This window comes from Pseudoalteromonas citrea (assembly GCF_000238375.3).
In the GTDB taxonomy this organism is placed as follows: Bacteria; Pseudomonadota; Gammaproteobacteria; order Enterobacterales; family Alteromonadaceae; genus Pseudoalteromonas; species Pseudoalteromonas citrea.
In genome coordinates, this window is record NZ_AHBZ03000014.1 from 421,820 (window position 1) to 437,028 (window position 15,209).

Annotated in this window: 17 protein-coding genes; 2 read left to right on the forward strand and 15 right to left on the reverse strand. The window is 42.2% G+C overall.

What is annotated here, in order from left to right; all coding sequences use genetic code 11:
- Nucleotide 1: 1 nt before the first annotated feature.
- From PCIT_RS05105 to ccmA, 8 genes are read right to left on the reverse strand one after another with little or no spacing between them, the layout of a single operon-like run.
- Entirely contained in the window at nt 2-463 is a 462-nt protein-coding gene (locus tag PCIT_RS05105; RefSeq protein WP_010364858.1) for a cytochrome c-type biogenesis protein, read from the reverse strand.
- Nucleotides 460-1,032 (reverse strand): redoxin family protein, encoded by a 573-nt coding sequence (locus PCIT_RS05110; protein WP_010364860.1) that lies wholly within the window; start codon nt 1,030-1,032, stop codon nt 460-462. Before PCIT_RS05110 ends, PCIT_RS05105 begins: the two co-directional genes overlap by 4 nt.
- On the reverse strand, nt 1,029-2,993 hold the full coding sequence (locus PCIT_RS05115; protein WP_010364862.1) for a heme lyase CcmF/NrfE family subunit: 1,965 nt from the start codon (nt 2,991-2,993) through the stop codon (nt 1,029-1,031). The genes PCIT_RS05110 and PCIT_RS05115 overlap by 4 nt, the downstream gene beginning before the upstream one ends.
- 1 nt (nt 2,994) lies before the next feature.
- Nucleotides 2,995-3,474, reverse strand: a complete 480-nt coding sequence (gene ccmE / locus PCIT_RS05120) for a cytochrome c maturation protein CcmE (RefSeq protein WP_010364863.1) — start codon at nt 3,472-3,474, stop codon at nt 2,995-2,997.
- Nucleotides 3,471-3,674 carry a heme exporter protein CcmD gene (gene ccmD / locus PCIT_RS05125; protein ID WP_010364865.1) on the reverse strand — a complete coding sequence of 68 codons (204 nt, stop codon included), beginning with the start codon at nt 3,672-3,674 and terminating at the stop codon, nt 3,471-3,473. The genes ccmE and ccmD overlap by 4 nt, the downstream gene beginning before the upstream one ends.
- 2 nt (nt 3,675-3,676) lie before the next feature.
- On the reverse strand, nt 3,677-4,414 hold the full coding sequence (locus PCIT_RS05130; RefSeq protein WP_010364867.1) for a heme ABC transporter permease: 738 nt from the start codon (nt 4,412-4,414) through the stop codon (nt 3,677-3,679).
- Nucleotide 4,415: 1 nt separating this feature from the next.
- Complete coding sequence (ccmB, locus tag PCIT_RS05135) at nt 4,416-5,102, reverse strand: heme exporter protein CcmB (RefSeq protein ID WP_010364868.1); 687 nt, start codon at nt 5,100-5,102, stop codon at nt 4,416-4,418.
- On the reverse strand, nt 5,102-5,722 hold the full coding sequence (gene ccmA, locus PCIT_RS05140; RefSeq protein WP_010364870.1) for a cytochrome c biogenesis heme-transporting ATPase CcmA: 621 nt from the start codon (nt 5,720-5,722) through the stop codon (nt 5,102-5,104). The genes ccmB and ccmA overlap by 1 nt, the downstream gene beginning before the upstream one ends.
- A 103-nt stretch (nt 5,723-5,825) precedes the next feature.
- Between ccmA and fliK the strand changes: the two genes are divergently transcribed.
- Both fliK and PCIT_RS05150 read left to right on the forward strand, forming a co-directional pair.
- The gene (gene fliK / locus PCIT_RS05145) at nt 5,826-8,069 is read left to right on the forward strand and encodes a flagellar hook-length control protein FliK (protein ID WP_010364872.1); all 2,244 of its coding nucleotides are present in this window, start codon (nt 5,826-5,828) and stop codon (nt 8,067-8,069) included.
- A gap of 12 nt (nt 8,070-8,081) precedes the next feature.
- On the forward strand, nt 8,082-8,378 hold the full coding sequence (locus tag PCIT_RS05150; RefSeq protein WP_010364874.1) for an EscU/YscU/HrcU family type III secretion system export apparatus switch protein: 297 nt from the start codon (nt 8,082-8,084) through the stop codon (nt 8,376-8,378).
- Here the strand turns inward: PCIT_RS05150 and PCIT_RS05155 are convergent, their stop codons facing one another.
- The 7 genes from PCIT_RS05155 to PCIT_RS05185 form a co-directional block, all read right to left on the reverse strand.
- Nucleotides 8,379-8,753: a DUF2802 domain-containing protein gene (locus tag PCIT_RS05155; protein ID WP_192992784.1), complete on the reverse strand. Its 375-nt coding sequence runs from the start codon at nt 8,751-8,753 to the stop codon at nt 8,379-8,381.
- Nucleotides 8,754-8,810: 57 nt separating this feature from the next.
- Nucleotides 8,811-9,308, reverse strand: coding sequence for a chemotaxis protein CheW (locus PCIT_RS05160; RefSeq protein ID WP_010364879.1), 498 nt, complete (start codon nt 9,306-9,308; stop codon nt 8,811-8,813).
- A 24-nt stretch (nt 9,309-9,332) separates the two neighbouring features.
- On the reverse strand, nt 9,333-10,127 hold the full coding sequence (locus PCIT_RS05165) for a chemotaxis protein CheW (RefSeq protein ID WP_010364881.1): 795 nt from the start codon (nt 10,125-10,127) through the stop codon (nt 9,333-9,335).
- Nucleotides 10,128-10,135: 8 nt separating this feature from the next.
- Complete coding sequence (locus tag PCIT_RS05170; RefSeq protein ID WP_010364884.1) at nt 10,136-10,906, reverse strand: ParA family protein; 771 nt, start codon at nt 10,904-10,906, stop codon at nt 10,136-10,138.
- Between the two features lie 83 nt (nt 10,907-10,989).
- On the reverse strand, nt 10,990-12,138 hold the full coding sequence (locus PCIT_RS05175) for a protein-glutamate methylesterase/protein-glutamine glutaminase (RefSeq protein ID WP_010364886.1): 1,149 nt from the start codon (nt 12,136-12,138) through the stop codon (nt 10,990-10,992).
- Between the two features lie 84 nt (nt 12,139-12,222).
- On the reverse strand, nt 12,223-14,409 hold the full coding sequence (locus PCIT_RS05180) for a chemotaxis protein CheA (protein ID WP_010364888.1): 2,187 nt from the start codon (nt 14,407-14,409) through the stop codon (nt 12,223-12,225).
- Between the two features lie 15 nt (nt 14,410-14,424).
- Nucleotides 14,425-15,207, reverse strand: a complete 783-nt coding sequence (locus tag PCIT_RS05185) for a protein phosphatase CheZ (RefSeq protein WP_010364891.1) — start codon at nt 15,205-15,207, stop codon at nt 14,425-14,427.
- Between the last annotated feature and the right edge of the window lie 2 nt (nt 15,208-15,209).

Sequence of the window (15,209 nt, forward strand, 5' to 3'; positions counted from 1 at the left end):
ATTATTGTTGCTCCTTACGCTGGTATTGAGCAATTAACTTCGCTAGTTTTTTCTCATCATCAGGGTTCCAATCTTGCTTTCGAGACGCCTTTTTTTGTCTAAATATGATAAATCCAAAACCGATGATAACGATCAAAATAGGCAGCACCCATAAAATAATCGTGGCTGGTGTCACTGGAGGTTGGTAATGAACAAAGTAACCATAGCGGTCGATCATATAATCAATCACTTCTTGCTTACTTTTTCCATCGTGGACCAAAGTAACGACTTTATCTCTTAAATCTTTAGCCACAATCGCATCAGAGTCGGCAATATTTTGATTCTGGCATTTAGGGCAGCGCAGTTCATGAGTCAACTCTTTAAACGTTGCAGCTCGCTCTGGGGTTGAAAATTCATACTTATCTTCTGCTGCATGCAAAGCCACACTCATCGCCATGGCTAATACCATCATTAAGGCTCTCATTCTGATAGCTCCTGAATAATAGGTGCAAACTTAGCACGCCAAACTCTCGGATTGATATCACCCGTATGGTGCAACAATATTTTGCCTTCTTTATTTACTAAAAAAGTTTCCGGTGCACCCGACACGCCTAAATCGAGTGCCAGTGTCCGCTCTAAATCTAAAATATTAAACTGATACGGATCACCCGCTCTATTTAGCATTGTTTTTACTTCCTCTCGAAGAGCCGTTATATCAAAATGATCTCCAAAGTCGGGATCATAAGCTTGCTCATAATACAGCCCTATTATTCTGATCCCCTGTTCACGGAGTTGCTCTAAATAACCCAGCTCAGCAATACAAGTCGGACACCATGTACCCCAAACATTCAGCAAATATACATCACCGAGCAAATCAGTATTTTTCCATTGCTTAGATTCATCCATTAAATCTGGCAATGTAAAGCTCGGCATTGCCTGCCCAATACGCCCTGTTTGTAATTCACGTGGGTTGCCAAATAAACCTTGATATAGGAACACACACAAAAGCATAAAAATTAAAAATGGAATAAGTGCTAAAAACTTTTTATTCATGCAATTACCCCATCAACTTTTTTGTTTTGAGTACGCTTTCTATAACGCCTATCGGCAACAACCAAAAAGCCTGCAAACGATATTAATAGTCCACCAAGCCACATCCAACGGACATAAGGTTTGTGGTAAATACGCAATGACCAATACCCATTACTGAGTTGCTCGCCAAGTGCTAAATACAAATCTCGGAAGAAACCATCATCAATAGCCGCCTCTGTCATAAACTGCATGCCAACATCATAAAGACGCTTTTCTGCATATAGCTCAGTAACCTTTTGCTCGTCTTTTAATACAGTCACTACACCTGCATGACCACTGTAATTAGGCCCTCGAATCTCTTTTACACCTTCAAAGCGATATTGATATTCATTAAGCAACGCAATATCACCAGGCTTGACGCTTACTGAGCGTTCAACTGAATAAGCTGATGTAAGCGTGACTCCCGCTATAACAAATGCAATACCTACATGACCTAAGATCATCGCCCAATAGCTCAAACTTTGACGTTTAAAACCTTCCAGTAACTGCTTTTCTACAGTGACTTTTTCAAAAATATCGACAAGTGCACCCAGCGTGATCCAGACAGCCAATGCCGTCGCAATAAACGTCAATGCTGACACCGTATCATAACTGCTATATAACCATACGGCAGTCAACAATAAAGCACTCGCTACTAGCCCCAATGCTTTTCTGGCTAATGGCGGTAACTTATTTTGTTTCCATCTTAAAAAGGGAGCAATACCTAATAACAAGGCAAACGGTACTATCAATATTGCAAACATTTGATTGAAGAAAGGAACACCGATTGAAATAGACCCTAAGCCCAACTCTTTATGAATCATTGGCAATAATGTACCAAGTAATACGATGAGTGTTGCAACCACTAAAAATATATTATTCGCCCAAAGTGTTACTTCTCTAGACAATAATTTATAGCGCCCTTCACTTTTCACTTCTGACACACGCATTGCATATAAAGCCAAGCTGCCGCCCACAACGACCAGTAAAAAGCTCAGAATGAATAAGCCTCTGTCAGGATCTGTTGCAAACGCATGTACCGACACAATAATGCCAGAACGTACAATAAACGTCCCTAACAAACATAAACTGAACGCTGTTATTGCCAGTAATACAGTCCATGATTTGAAAATGCCACGCTTTTCTGTACTTGCTAAAGAGTGTAACAACGCAGTCGCCACTAACCATGGCATTAATGATGCATTTTCAACTGGATCCCAAAACCACCAGCCGCCCCAACCAAGTTCTGAATAAGCCCACCAGCTACCGATGGTTATGCCCAATGTTAGAAATCCCCAAGCAACCATGGTCCAAGGACGTGACCATTTGGCCCATGTATTATCCAATTTACCTGTTAACAACGCGGCGATTGCGAAAGAAAATGACACAGATAACCCGACATACCCCATATAAAGTAAAGGCGGATGTATGATCATACCAGGGTCTTGTAGTAATGGATTAAGGTCACGACCTTCTACCGGATAATACGGTAACAAACGCTCAAATGGACTCGACATCCATAAGGTATACAACATAAAGCCGACACCAAGGAAACCAAGTACACCCAGTACTCTCGCACGTAGCACCCATGGTAAAGAATTAGACATCATCGCTACCAAGGCAGTCCAGCTGGATTGCATAACCAACCAAAGTAAAATAGCACCTTCATGGCCACCCCAAGTTGACGTGATTTTATAATACCAAGGTAAACTAGTACTCGAATGGTGCGCAACGTAGGCTACGGTAAAGTCATCCATCAAGGTTATGTAAATTAAAATAGCAAAAGAGACTAATACAAATAAACATTGACCAACAGCCAGCGACGGCGCCGCACGCATTAATCTCAAATTGCCGGTATATGCTCCCCACATAGGAAAAATACAAAGCAATAGGCTCAACGCCATTGCTAATACTAACGAGAAATAACCAATCTCTGGGATCATACTAGTTCTCGCTATTTAAATTATAAGTGGGCTTCACATGTTTGATACCCTTCACCGCTTCAGCAACTTCAGAAGGCATATACTCTTCATCATGCTTGGCAAGCACTTCAAATGCTTCAATCACATCAGGTTCAATTAAGGTACCTTGCGCTACGATACCTTGCCCTTCTCGAAATAGATCGGGTAAGATGCCATGATATTTAATTGTCACTAGCGGTCCAGTGTCAATTAGCTTAAAAGTCACATCTAAGCTTGTTTCATCTCGCACTACAGAACCCGGCACAACCATACCGCCAATTCTTAATTTCTGACCAACAAAAGGTTTTTCTTTCGCTTCCCCTTTGCCATCAATTAACTCGCTTGGGGTATAAAATAAATTGATGTTTTCTTGCAATGCATACAGAGTGAGGCCTATCGCAGAACCTACACCAAAAATAATTGCAACAACCGCGAGCATACGCTTTTTACGTCTAGGGTTCATACTGCTTGCTCCTGCTGCGCCTTTTTGATTCGGGCTTCACGCTCTATTTGTAACTTAACTTGCTGTTTCAGCGTTTTGCCATCATGTAATGAGCTTAACAACACAGATAACAACACAAAGGCACAACTACCAAACGATAACCAGACATAAAAGCCATATCCACCCATCGCTAAAAAATCACTAAATGACTCAAATTGCATACTTAACCTCGACTCACTAAATCGCGCACCCATGGGCGATGTTTCTCACGTTGTAATATCTCATTTTTCAATCGGATCAACGTTACAACACCAACAAAACCAGCAAAAGCAACAATGTTGATGAGCAGTGGCCATAGCATTGACGGATCTATGGCTGATGTATCAAACTTTGTAATGGTTGCCCCTTGGTGTAATGTATTCCACCATTCAACTGAGAAGTGAATAATCGGTAGGTTAATCACTCCCACAATTGCCAGAATACAAGCTGCCTTACCAGCTGATTTTTTGTCTTCAAACGCATGATAAAGCGATAAAACGCCCAAATATAAAAATAACAAGATTAGCTCAGATGTAAGTCGTGCGTCCCATACCCACCAAGCTCCCCACATTGGCTTACCCCAAGCAGCTCCAGTTACCAAAGCGATCACTGTCATTGCAGCTCCTACGGGCGCGATTGCAACCACGGCTAGCTCAGCATTTCGTAATTGCCATACCAATGCGACTATTGCAGCAATGGCCATTGATGAATATGCCCCCATTGATAAAATAGCCGAGGGCACATGGATAAAAATTATTCGGTAGCTGTCTTTTTGTTGATAATCGGCAGGTGCATATGCAAGCCCCCACACCCAACCAACAACTAAACACACAACGGTGAACACTGTAAAATAAGGCAGTAGCGTATTACATAATTGATATGCACGCTCTGCTTTTGCATAGGGATGTAACCATTTCCACATGTTAACTTACACTCACTTTTAAAGCTGACGATATTGCTAAAGGGGCCATAACAGCTGCTACCGCTAACATAGCCCCAAGGATCGCGAGTTGCCCACCATAAGCCAATGACATACTACTGGTGTCAATGGCGGACGTCGCAAAAATTAATACAGGTATATACAAAGGTAGTACCAAAAGGCTCATTAATATGCCACCTTTTTGCAGAGCAACGGTTAGCGCTGCCCCTATTGCACCGATAAAACTCAGCAACGGTGTACCAATCAGTAAGGTTAGTAACGTTGCTGTCAATAATTGAGTATCTAAATTCATTAGTAATGCAAAAACTGGCGCCATTAATACCATAGGTAATCCAGTTATAGTCCAGTGTGCTAAGACTTTCGCGAGGACACTTAATGGTAAGGGGTAGGAAGAGGCAATTAACTGCTCTAAAGAACCGTCATTAAAATCATCACGAAATACTTTATCTAAACCGAGCATGGTTGATAGCAATGCCGCGACCCAAATAATACCAGGTGCCATACGGGAAAGTAACGCGGGCTCAGGGCCTATCGCTAAAGGGAATAACGTGATCACAATGAGAAAGAACAGTAATGGATTTACAATTTCCGCGCGCTGTCGAAATGCCAATGTCAGGTCTTTACAATAGACCGCACAGAATAACTGCCAGTAGGAGTGTGATGCTTTCATCAATGGCGGTACTCCAGAATAACTTTTTTCAGTCCGCTAAATTGCGCTGTTAAATCTTGATGGGTAGTCAGTAAAATAGCCCCCCCCCGATCCAATTGGTGCATAAACTGTTGCTGTAACATCGCAACACCTTTTTTATCTAATGCCGTAAATGGTTCATCTAAAATCCACACTTTGGCATTATTCATCCACAGTCGAGCCAACGCAACCCGTCGCTGCTGACCTGCTGATAGAGTGCGTACTGGGACATCTTCTAAACCAACCAATCCCAACTGAGCCAAAATATCGTAAATATTTTCCGCACGCTGATAGCCATGTACATCGAGCCAATGGCATACATTCTCATAGGCAGTTAGCTGCCCATTGACGCCCGTTTTATGACCAATAAACAAAAGTTCAGCGGCAAAGTCATCATAACGCTCACTGATTGAATAACCCTCGAAGGTCACATCACCATCGTCAGCATTAGCAAAGCCTGCAATAATGCGCAATAAAGATGTTTTCCCCGCACCGTTTGGGCCCTCAACTTGCATAATTTGACCTGCGTCTAAAGCAAAGCTCAAAGACTCAAACAAACAACGCTCTTGTTTGACACAAGTGACAGATTTAATCTCTAGCAAATTGATGATTCTCACTACTCAAAATTGGGCGTTAGTCTACCATAATGGTATGGTAATACGAATAATCCAACACAAACGTTTACTGAAAATTTGATTTAAAATAATGAATAAGCAGCCTATTTCAATTCAACCTTCGAGTACATCTGACACTCGCGCAGTTTTAAGCGATGCTGGTACAAAAAGCGAGCTTAATAGCTCGCCACAAACGTTTACAGCGAAAAATGTTGTTATCAAATCTGACAGCCTCCAAATGGAAGTTGAACTCAACGGAAGATGGCAACCAATGCGTCTGGCAATTAACAATGGCAGCTCAGTGCCACTTCGTATCGATGAAGCACTGGTAACAGTAAATAATAATGGCCAGACCCTAACCCTTAAAACACCAGAGCAAAGTGTACAAATCAAAGCTGCAAATGAGTTACTATCGCTACTTAATTTATTAAAGAACCAACCCCCGAATGCCAGTTCACAGCATCAGGCTAGTATCATTGAAAAACCTCACCCTCAATTGCACTTTAAGAAATTAGGCATGTCACTGGCAATTAACCCAGCGCTTGCACAGGTACTCAAAAATGAGGCTAAGCTTATTGCGAGTATCCATGCTTCAGGACATAAGATATCATTCACATTGTTCAATCAATTCGAAGACAAGTTATTGACTGGCACAATTAGCAAACAAAAAGTCATCGACCTTTTGTCTGTCAATAAACAGGCGCCGCTCATGTTAATCGACAAGCAAAGTGTACAGGTTAAATTTACTCAGTCACAACAGCCACTAAAGTTATCTGACGCGGTTATCTCTTCCTTGCCAAGCAGCACAAGCGCTAAATGGCTCCCAGTAGAAATATCGAAGCAGATGCAAGGGATTAAACTGTCTCAAATACCTCAATCTCACTTACTGACATTGACTCAACCCGTCAAGCGTCAATTCTCGGACGTGACCAACGACCACGCAATGAAGTCGGTAAAGAGCACCGATACACCACGTCCAGAGGCAACGTTAAACTACAGTAAGCCTTTCATAAATATAAGTTTAGAAGACATCAAGCATGCTGTGAAAGTGGCTCTTCAAAAGTGGGTCTGCGTACCTTTCAGTAGCCCTAACAGTATCAGGGCTGTAACTCATACACCTTTAAATACCCCAACATTTACGCCCCAATTGATGAACCAACTTAGCCCAAACATGGTGCGTATTAGCGCTCAACAAGCCATACAGCCTCCTATTGTTCAACTTATGTCACAACTAACGCAAACAATACAAGACACTGTTATAGGTAAATCATCACAAGCGAGCAGTGTGGACTATCAACACAACACAATATCACTAAAAGAAATAAGTAACCTGTTACCCGCAACACAGAAGAACAGCCTACCTGCTAGCATGATCATGCCACAGAACTATTCCCAAACGCCGTATGTTCCAAAGCTACCTTTAGAGCGAGCCCTATTGAGCGCCATATTAGCAATCAAGCCACACAGTCCGATCTCCACAAAAGAAACCCCCGACATTTCGCCAAAAATTGACGGGCTACACAATTATAAAAGCAGTAACTCAATAGATTTAACAAGGTTAGTAAATAACGCATTCTCAAGAATGATAAATGAAGAAAACGCCACTCCAGCAAAAATAACACAAGAGTTGCAACCACAATTAGCGCAGCTTTTTAGCTCACAAATAAACACAGCAATGAAAACTGCGACTAGCTTTACACAGGCACTCGACAAACTTCTTGTAACACTAATTGCTGCGCCAAAAGCAATACAGGGGTATAGTGAAAGTGAACAACTAGAACGATTACACACATTACTAAAAACACTGACTCCGGAATTTAAAAGTGTACAACCTAATAAAATGCTACAAAATCTGCCCCATTTGCAATCGCAATTGGTAGACGATTTAATACAAATAAACAACGCAAGTCATAATAATGCACCGCAAAATGCCGCTGCCGCAAAGTATGATTCTGACGCACAGCTATTACTTAGTTTATTTTTGCCTATGAAACTTCCAGCGGAATGCAAACAAACGGAAGTGCAAATTGGCCAATACAAAAAAAAAGCCAAAGAAAATATGCCTGAGAAGACAGTGTGGTTTATTCGCCTAAACTTTGATTACGCCAATCAGGGGAAAATCAGTGCTCATGCCGAACTTATGGATAAAGCACTTGATTTACAACTACTGGCAAGCACCGAACAAGCGCGCCAACTGGCCGCCCCCCACATTGACGGGTTACGACGTAAGCTTAGCGCACATGGCTTGCAAGTCAGCGACATTGGTTTATCAGAAAACGCTGAACACATAGAGTTATTTTTTAATAGTCATACAATCGTCAATATTAAGGTATAAATAGGATTTAATATGGAACAAAAGACGGCCATAGGCCTACTGTATGAAGCGGGCCAATCTCCACATGTTGCCTGTAAGGGCTTTGGTGAACTTGCCGATGAGATAATTGCACTTGCAGAAGAAAAAGGCATTATGCTTCACCAAGATGCGAGCCTTTCTAAAACTCTGAGTCAGCTAGATTTAAATCAAGAGATACCACCAGAATTATATTACGTTATCGCAGAATTGATCGCGTTTTCTTATGTATTAAGGGGGAAGTTCCCCCCTGGATGGAACGGCTTTAACAGTAAACTCGATATTAAAGCTTAATCATGAAGGCTTATTATGTAAAGACATGAGTAGTTCAGCTTCTGCTCGAGGTAACTCACATTCACGCATGATCTCTTCAATATCAGCGCCTAACTCTACCATTTTTACTGCTCGAGAATAGATTTTTGCATCAGGGTCATCATATTTTTGAGCTGCTTGTTGCTGCGCTATGTCTTTGGCATAATTTTCACAAGCAACCAATCGTTGCCCAATACTCATTAAACCAGACCTCAGTTCAGCAATTTCGCTGCGTAAGATCGCTGTTTGATTCTCGCTCTCCTGAAAAGAGCCACGTAAAACCTTCTGCTTTTGTTCATTCTGTTGATTTTTTTTGGTAAGCACAAAAATAAACCCCAAGCAAACTAGCGACAGCATGCTTGAGGTTATTGAGACTAACAGTAAAACCAAATTATTATTTACTACTTCCACTATTTATATATGGCTCACTTCATCCCACTCATCATCATTGAGCAGTTTATTCAGGTCAACCAAGATCAATAACTCACCTTCACGGTTCGATACGCCTTGAATAAATTTAGCACTTTCTTCAGTACCAATATTTGGTGCGCTGTCAATCTCGGAGCTACGCAGATACACAACCTCTGCAACACTATCGACAAGAATACCAATCACCTGCTTTTCAGCTTCAATAATAACAATACGTGAATTGTCGGTAACCTCAGAACTCATCAGCCCAAAGCGAGCTCTAGTATCAATAACTGTAACAACGTTACCACGCAGATTTATAATCCCCAGCACATAACTTGGAGCGCCGGGTACTGGTGCAATTTCAGTGTAACGTAGCACCTCTTGTACTTGCATTACGTTAATGCCGTACGTTTCGTCTTCAAGTTTATAAGTTACCCATTGAAGAACTTCATCGTTACTATCAGCATTCTTGTCTGCAGAAAGTAGTCTATCTTGGCTCATGGTTTTACTCCATAAAGATCTTGGTTACTGCTCTCGACTATCGAGGCCTTGCTCAAGCAAGCGGTTTAAATTATCGACGTCTATTAAGGCGCACATTTTCTTCTTTATAACCCCGGCCAACCATGGTCGCTTACTGTCGCTTGTGCGCCATTTTACATCATCTGGTTGCAAGGTTATATTATTAACTAGGCTCTCTGCCAATAAGCCCCAAGGGCTATCGCCCAGAGTTATCAAATACTGATAATCTAAACGTTCCTCAAGCTCTGCTGTAAACTTTTCGGGCATCACCCATCGTGCAGTGTCTACAACGTTCAACTTTTCTTCTCGGTTTAACATCACCCCTTTAAACCACTTAGGCTTACCGAACAACTGGTTTATTTCACCCAATTGATGAATACCACCCAATGATTTTAAAGGAACGGCAAGTGTTAACCCTGCTACTTCAAAAAAAAGCGCCTGAAATTCATCCTCACCATACGCTTCTCGTGCACTAACGGACTGATTTACCGTTTCCGATGCTTCTTTGATAATAGTATTATTTTCTGTTATCTCAAGATTTTTTGCTTGTAGCTCAACGATATCTTGAGGTTCCTCAACAACGTCAACTGCTTTAGAAGTCTCTAAACGCTTCGCTTGTTGGCCTATTTCAGGTGCTACAGGTGCGACTTCGATATCAGTAACAACTTCATCAACACTTTGTACTTGCTCTAATAGTTTTGCGACAGGTGCTAACTCTTCCTCCTGAAGAGGCTCCTCAGTCAACAAAGCACCTAAATACTGCTTCATAACTTTTTCATTAGCAAACAAATGCTTACTCATCTATACCTCTATTTAACCTGTTGCAAGTGTTCTAATAATGCTTGGTAAGCAAATACCCCGCGAGACTTAGGACAAAACTCTACAGGAACCTTCTGTGCGAGGCTAGCATCACGAAATTTGGTATCAACTGGGATCACGCCAGGCCAAACATACTCTTTATAGTTTGCGAGTAGTGACTTATACGCTTCTAATGACGCTTTTGTTCTTTTGTCATACATTGTCGGAACTATCGTATATTGGTAATCTTTAGATTGCGAACTTTGCATCAGTTCCATTGTTCGCATCATTCTATCCAACCCCTTTAACGCCAAAAACTCTGTTTGTACTGGGATCAAAATACGCTCACTGGCTGCTAACGCATTAACCATTAAAACCCCTAACACGGGTGGACAATCTAAAATTGCATAATCATAGTGTTCACTTATTTTGGCTAAGGTTTTTTTCAGAACAAGGCCCATGCCTGTTCTATTCCCCATACTCCTATCAAGTGTCGCTATCGCCATAGTTGCTGGCAAAATATCTAGATTATCAATTGTTGATGGGCACAAAGCCTGCAAAATTTCTTCACTTTGCATTGCCGCACCCCGCGCAAAAATATCATAAACACTCACTTCTAACTCTTCAGAGTCAATACCAAAATAGTAAGTGAGTGAAGCGTGAGGATCGGTATCAATGAGTAAAACCCGCTTTCCTTGCAAAGCTAAAATACCACCTAAGCTCACAGCAGTGGTCGTTTTCCCTACTCCACCTTTTTGATTTGCGACTGTCCAGATCTTCACTATTTATGTCTATTCCTAAACGCTATGTCTATTCACTATGAATCTATCATCTAAACCTTAATTAGGGTACTCAAAAATATCTACTAACAACCAACTTCCTTTGTAACGCGCGTCGCAACATCTTGAAGTGCCAAACTTTCTGTAGATAACCCTGCATTTGCAACCGCTTGAGGCATACCATAAACAACGCAGGTTTTCTCATCTTGAGCCCAAATAGTCGCACCAGCTTGTTTTAACATCCTGGCTCCATCACGCCCATCAGCGCCCATTCCCGTTAAAACAACAGCTAGTACATCGCCCTGATATGCTTTTGCAGCACTGGCAAACGTAATATCTACACTTGGCTTATAGGTGATCCGAGGACTGTCATCTTCAAATACTTTCAGCGTCTTTGATCCACCTCGAGCCTCAACCATCATCTGCTGTCCACCTGGGGCTAAATAAGCAACACCAGGTACCAACCTGTCACCATTTTTCGCTTCTTGTACTTTTATTTTACATAGGCTGTCTAACCTGCCCGCAAAAGCAGGTGTAAAAGCAGCTGGCATATGCTGAATAAGTAGAATAGGATGAGGAAAATTAGCAGGCAATTGTGTCAAAATAGTCTGTAATGCAACCGGTCCGCCTGTAGAAGTGCCAATAGCGACTAATTGATAACGCTTGCCTGATGCTTTTGCACTTCCTGCATTTGAACTTGAGGTTGGTGCAGCAGCACGGTTAAAACTGCGGTCAGGTTGTGCCACTGATGGCTTTGTTTGACGTGTATTGAGTCGACTGGCGTTATCCGTTAGGGGAGTCCGCGTTGCCGTCGTAGTCGGTGCTATACGAGGCATTCTCCTACGACCAATCTCTTTCACTTTTGTTTGTAGTGACTTAATCGCCTCTTCACTATTTCGCGCAATGTCTTCAAACTTCTTAGGTAAGAAATCTACAGCACCAGCATCTAGCGCATCCAGTGTTGCCCCCGCGCCTTCCCTCGTTAATGACGAGAACATTAAGATTGGAGTCGGATTAGCCTTCATAATTGCTTTTACAGCACTGATCCCATCCATCACAGGCATTTCAACGTCCATAGTGATAACATCAGGGCGTAGTTTTGCTGCTTTTTCGACAGCATCTTGGCCATTCACTGCAAAGTCAATTACTTTTATGTCACTGTCTTTTTCTAAAATTTCACTGACTCGACGACGAAAAAAACTCGAGTCATCAACTACTAATACTTTAACTGCCATTGGCACGCTCATTTTTTATGCGGATCTGAAAAGTGGCGCTCGCGCACCACTTCAATCAATTTAACTATAATTTACCAAAGTGGACTATTGTCCAGCATAGTGTTTCAACATATTTGGCACATCTAAGATTAAGGCAATCCCGCCATCAGAAGTAATCGTTGCCCCCGCCATACCTGGCGTACCTTGTAGCAATTGATCTAAAGGCTTGATAACTACCTCCTCCTGACCAATCAGAGAGTCGACAACAAAGCCCACTTGTTGTGTACCTATTTGAACAATAACAACGTGACCTTCTGCTTTTCTTGTCGTTGTGTCTGCACCTTTTACTAGCCAATGCTCTAAATAGAAAAGTGGAATCGCTTTTTGACGAACGATTATCGTGAGTTGCCCATCAACAATGTTTGTCTTGGTCAAATCTAAATGGAAGATTTCACTCACGCCAGCTAATGGCAATGCAAACGTTTGTTCACCCACCACCACCATTAAGGTAGGTAATATCGCTAACGTTAATGGAACCTTTATTTCTAAAATAGTACCAACGCCTAATTCAGACTGAATATTTACAGAGCCATTAAGCTGCGTAATTTTCGTCTTAACCACGTCCATTCCGACACCACGTCCTGAAATATCAGATATTTCTTCTTTCGTCGAAAACCCTGGTGCAAAAATTAAGTTGTACGCTTCGGTATCAGATAAGCGGCTAGCTTGGTCTGAGTCAATAACGCCTTTACCAATCGCTATTTTCTTCAGCTTCTCAGGGTCCATACCAGCCCCATCATCTCTGATGGTTAACAGGATATGATCGCCTTCTTGAGATGCAGACAGTGTCACAGTACCCGTTCTTGGTTTATTACCCGCTTCACGAACGTCTGGCATTTCAATACCATGGTCAACAGAGTTTCGCACTAAGTGAACCAGCGGATCGGCTAACGCCTCAACCAAGTTCTTATCTAAATCAGTCTCTTCGCCTTCCAAAATCAAGTTAATATCTTTTTTCAAGCTTCGAGCCAAGTCTCGTACAACACGTGGGAAACGACCGAATACCTTTTTAATTGGTTGCATTCGAGTTTTCATTACCGCACCTTGTAAATCAGCAGTAACGACATCCAAATTCGATATCGCCTTACCCATAGTTTCACTATTGGTATTATTTGCAAGACTAACAAGTCTGTTTCTAACCAGTACCAATTCACCTACCATATTCATTATTTGGTCTAAACGTTTGGTATCAACTCGAACTGTTGTCTCCGCCTGAGCGGCAGCTGGCTTCTTGGCAGCAGGTGCTTTTGCTGGCGACGCTTCTGCTTTTTTCGGCGCAGGTTTAGCTACAGGCTTCGGAGCTGGTTTTGGTGCCGGTTTTGCCGCAGGAGGTGGGGTAGCAGCTTTGGGTGGCTCCGGTTTTGGCGCCGGAACACTTGGCTTAGCTGGCACTTCTGGTTCTTTAGAACGAGGTGCGCCACCTTTGCCATGTAATTCATCTAACAATGCTTCGAAGTCATCGTCATTTATTTCATCATCATCTGCGGCACTTGGTGAAGCGGGTGCTGCAGGAGCCGACTGTTCTGATTCTATGTTACCAAAACTACCGACGCCATGTAATTCGTCTAGTAAACTGTCAAATTCATCATCACTGATATCACCATCACTACCCGCTACAGCTGGTGTTGCAGGCGTTGAGGGGGCTGTAACTGCTGGGCCCTGTCCAGAGCCATGAAGTTCATCTAATAAGTTTTCAAATTCATCTTCTGATATTTCATCGATGCCGCCACTAGAACTTTCCGCATCCGCAGACTCCACATCCACCTCAAACACAACATCCTCAGCAGGAGCTGTTGCAACAGGTTCTGGCTCTGCAGGCGCAATAGGCGTTTCATCTTCCGACTCAGGTCGACTTAGCTGATGTAATGTTTCAAGAAGCTGTGGATCAGCAGGCTCTGGCTTTTCTCGATTTTGGATATGACCAAACATTTCATTAATCGTGTCTAACGACTGTAAAATCACATCCATTAATTCTGAACTAACACTGCGCTGACCTTGCCTAAGCACATCAAACACATTCTCAGCACCGTGGCATGCATCAACCAACTCGGTCATGCTCAAAAATCCAGCCCCACCTTTAACGGTATGAAAGCCTCGGAAAATTGCGTTCAATAACTCTTTATCTTCGGGGTTATTTTCGAGCTCGACTAATTGCTCAGACAGCAGCTCTAAAATTTCTCCAGCTTCAACAAGAAAGTCTTGTAAGATATCTTCATCGACTTCAAAGCTCATGTACATACTCTCCTATTAGAAGCCTAAACTAGACAATAAATCATCGACTTCATCCTGCCCAGAAACTACATCATCACGCGTATCAGCATCTAATATAGGACCTTCTGGACCAGAAATCGCATCTATGTCTATTTCAGTTGTTTGAACAGCTGCTTCATCTGCAACAAGGTTACTTTCATGATTTGGCTGTTCATCAGTTGTACCAAAAACGGTAAGCATATGGATAAGGTTATCTTCAACTTCCCTGACAAGTTCAATAACACGGCGAATAACTTGGCCGGTTAAATCTTGATAATCTTGTGCCATTAGCACGTTGGTCATCAGGCTCTGCAACTCATCAGTACGAGTTTGAGAGCCCTGCATAAAACGATCTAGGTCATGACATAGCGTCTTGAACTCACCGAGTTGAATATCTCGGCTCATAAGACGGTCCCAAGTAGGCTTAATTTGCGATATATCATCACCCAATTGTTGCGCTAAAGGCAGACTAGCCTCTATGGCATCCATCGTTTTATTCGCCGCATTCTCTGTCATTTCCATGACATAATTTAAACGTTGTTTAGCATCGGGAATGGCTTCAGTCGTCAAATCAGAAAGACGAGTGTCGAGTTCGAAACTTTTTAAAGACTCATGCAATTGTCGAGTTAATTTCCCGACCTCCGCAAACAACTCGGACTGTTCTTTATTTGCAGCATCCAGAATGAGCTGGTCTGCTTTTTCTTGCTCACCTTGCTCCAAGTAAACAACAAGTTGCTTTGCTTGTTCAAGGGTGATTTGAGGCACAGAAGGCGTTGACATAA

Bases quoted from the DNA above. Each gene is read 5' to 3' on its own strand.
- PCIT_RS05105 (WP_010364858.1), bottom strand. From the start codon at position 463: ATGAGAGCCTTAATGATGGTATTAGCCATGGCGATGAGTGTGGCTTTG.
- PCIT_RS05110 (WP_010364860.1), bottom strand. From the start codon at position 1,032: ATGAATAAAAAGTTTTTAGCACTTATTCCATTTTTAATTTTTATGCTT.
- PCIT_RS05115 (WP_010364862.1), bottom strand. From the start codon at position 2,993: ATGATCCCAGAGATTGGTTATTTCTCGTTAGTATTAGCAATGGCGTTG.
- ccmE (WP_010364863.1), bottom strand. From the start codon at position 3,474: ATGAACCCTAGACGTAAAAAGCGTATGCTCGCGGTTGTTGCAATTATT.
- ccmD (WP_010364865.1), bottom strand. From the start codon at position 3,674: ATGCAATTTGAGTCATTTAGTGATTTTTTAGCGATGGGTGGATATGGC.
- PCIT_RS05130 (WP_010364867.1), bottom strand. From the start codon at position 4,414: ATGTGGAAATGGTTACATCCCTATGCAAAAGCAGAGCGTGCATATCAA.
- ccmB (WP_010364868.1), bottom strand. From the start codon at position 5,102: ATGAAAGCATCACACTCCTACTGGCAGTTATTCTGTGCGGTCTATTGT.
- fliK (WP_010364872.1), top strand. From the start codon at position 5,826: ATGAATAAGCAGCCTATTTCAATTCAACCTTCGAGTACATCTGACACT.
- PCIT_RS05150 (WP_010364874.1), top strand. From the start codon at position 8,082: ATGGAACAAAAGACGGCCATAGGCCTACTGTATGAAGCGGGCCAATCT.
- PCIT_RS05155 (WP_192992784.1), bottom strand. From the start codon at position 8,753: ATGCTGTCGCTAGTTTGCTTGGGGTTTATTTTTGTGCTTACCAAAAAA.
- PCIT_RS05160 (WP_010364879.1), bottom strand. From the start codon at position 9,308: ATGAGCCAAGATAGACTACTTTCTGCAGACAAGAATGCTGATAGTAAC.
- PCIT_RS05165 (WP_010364881.1), bottom strand. From the start codon at position 10,127: ATGAGTAAGCATTTGTTTGCTAATGAAAAAGTTATGAAGCAGTATTTA.
- PCIT_RS05175 (WP_010364886.1), bottom strand. From the start codon at position 12,138: ATGGCAGTTAAAGTATTAGTAGTTGATGACTCGAGTTTTTTTCGTCGT.
- PCIT_RS05180 (WP_010364888.1), bottom strand. From the start codon at position 14,409: ATGAGCTTTGAAGTCGATGAAGATATCTTACAAGACTTTCTTGTTGAA.
- PCIT_RS05185 (WP_010364891.1), bottom strand. From the start codon at position 15,207: ATGTCAACGCCTTCTGTGCCTCAAATCACCCTTGAACAAGCAAAGCAA.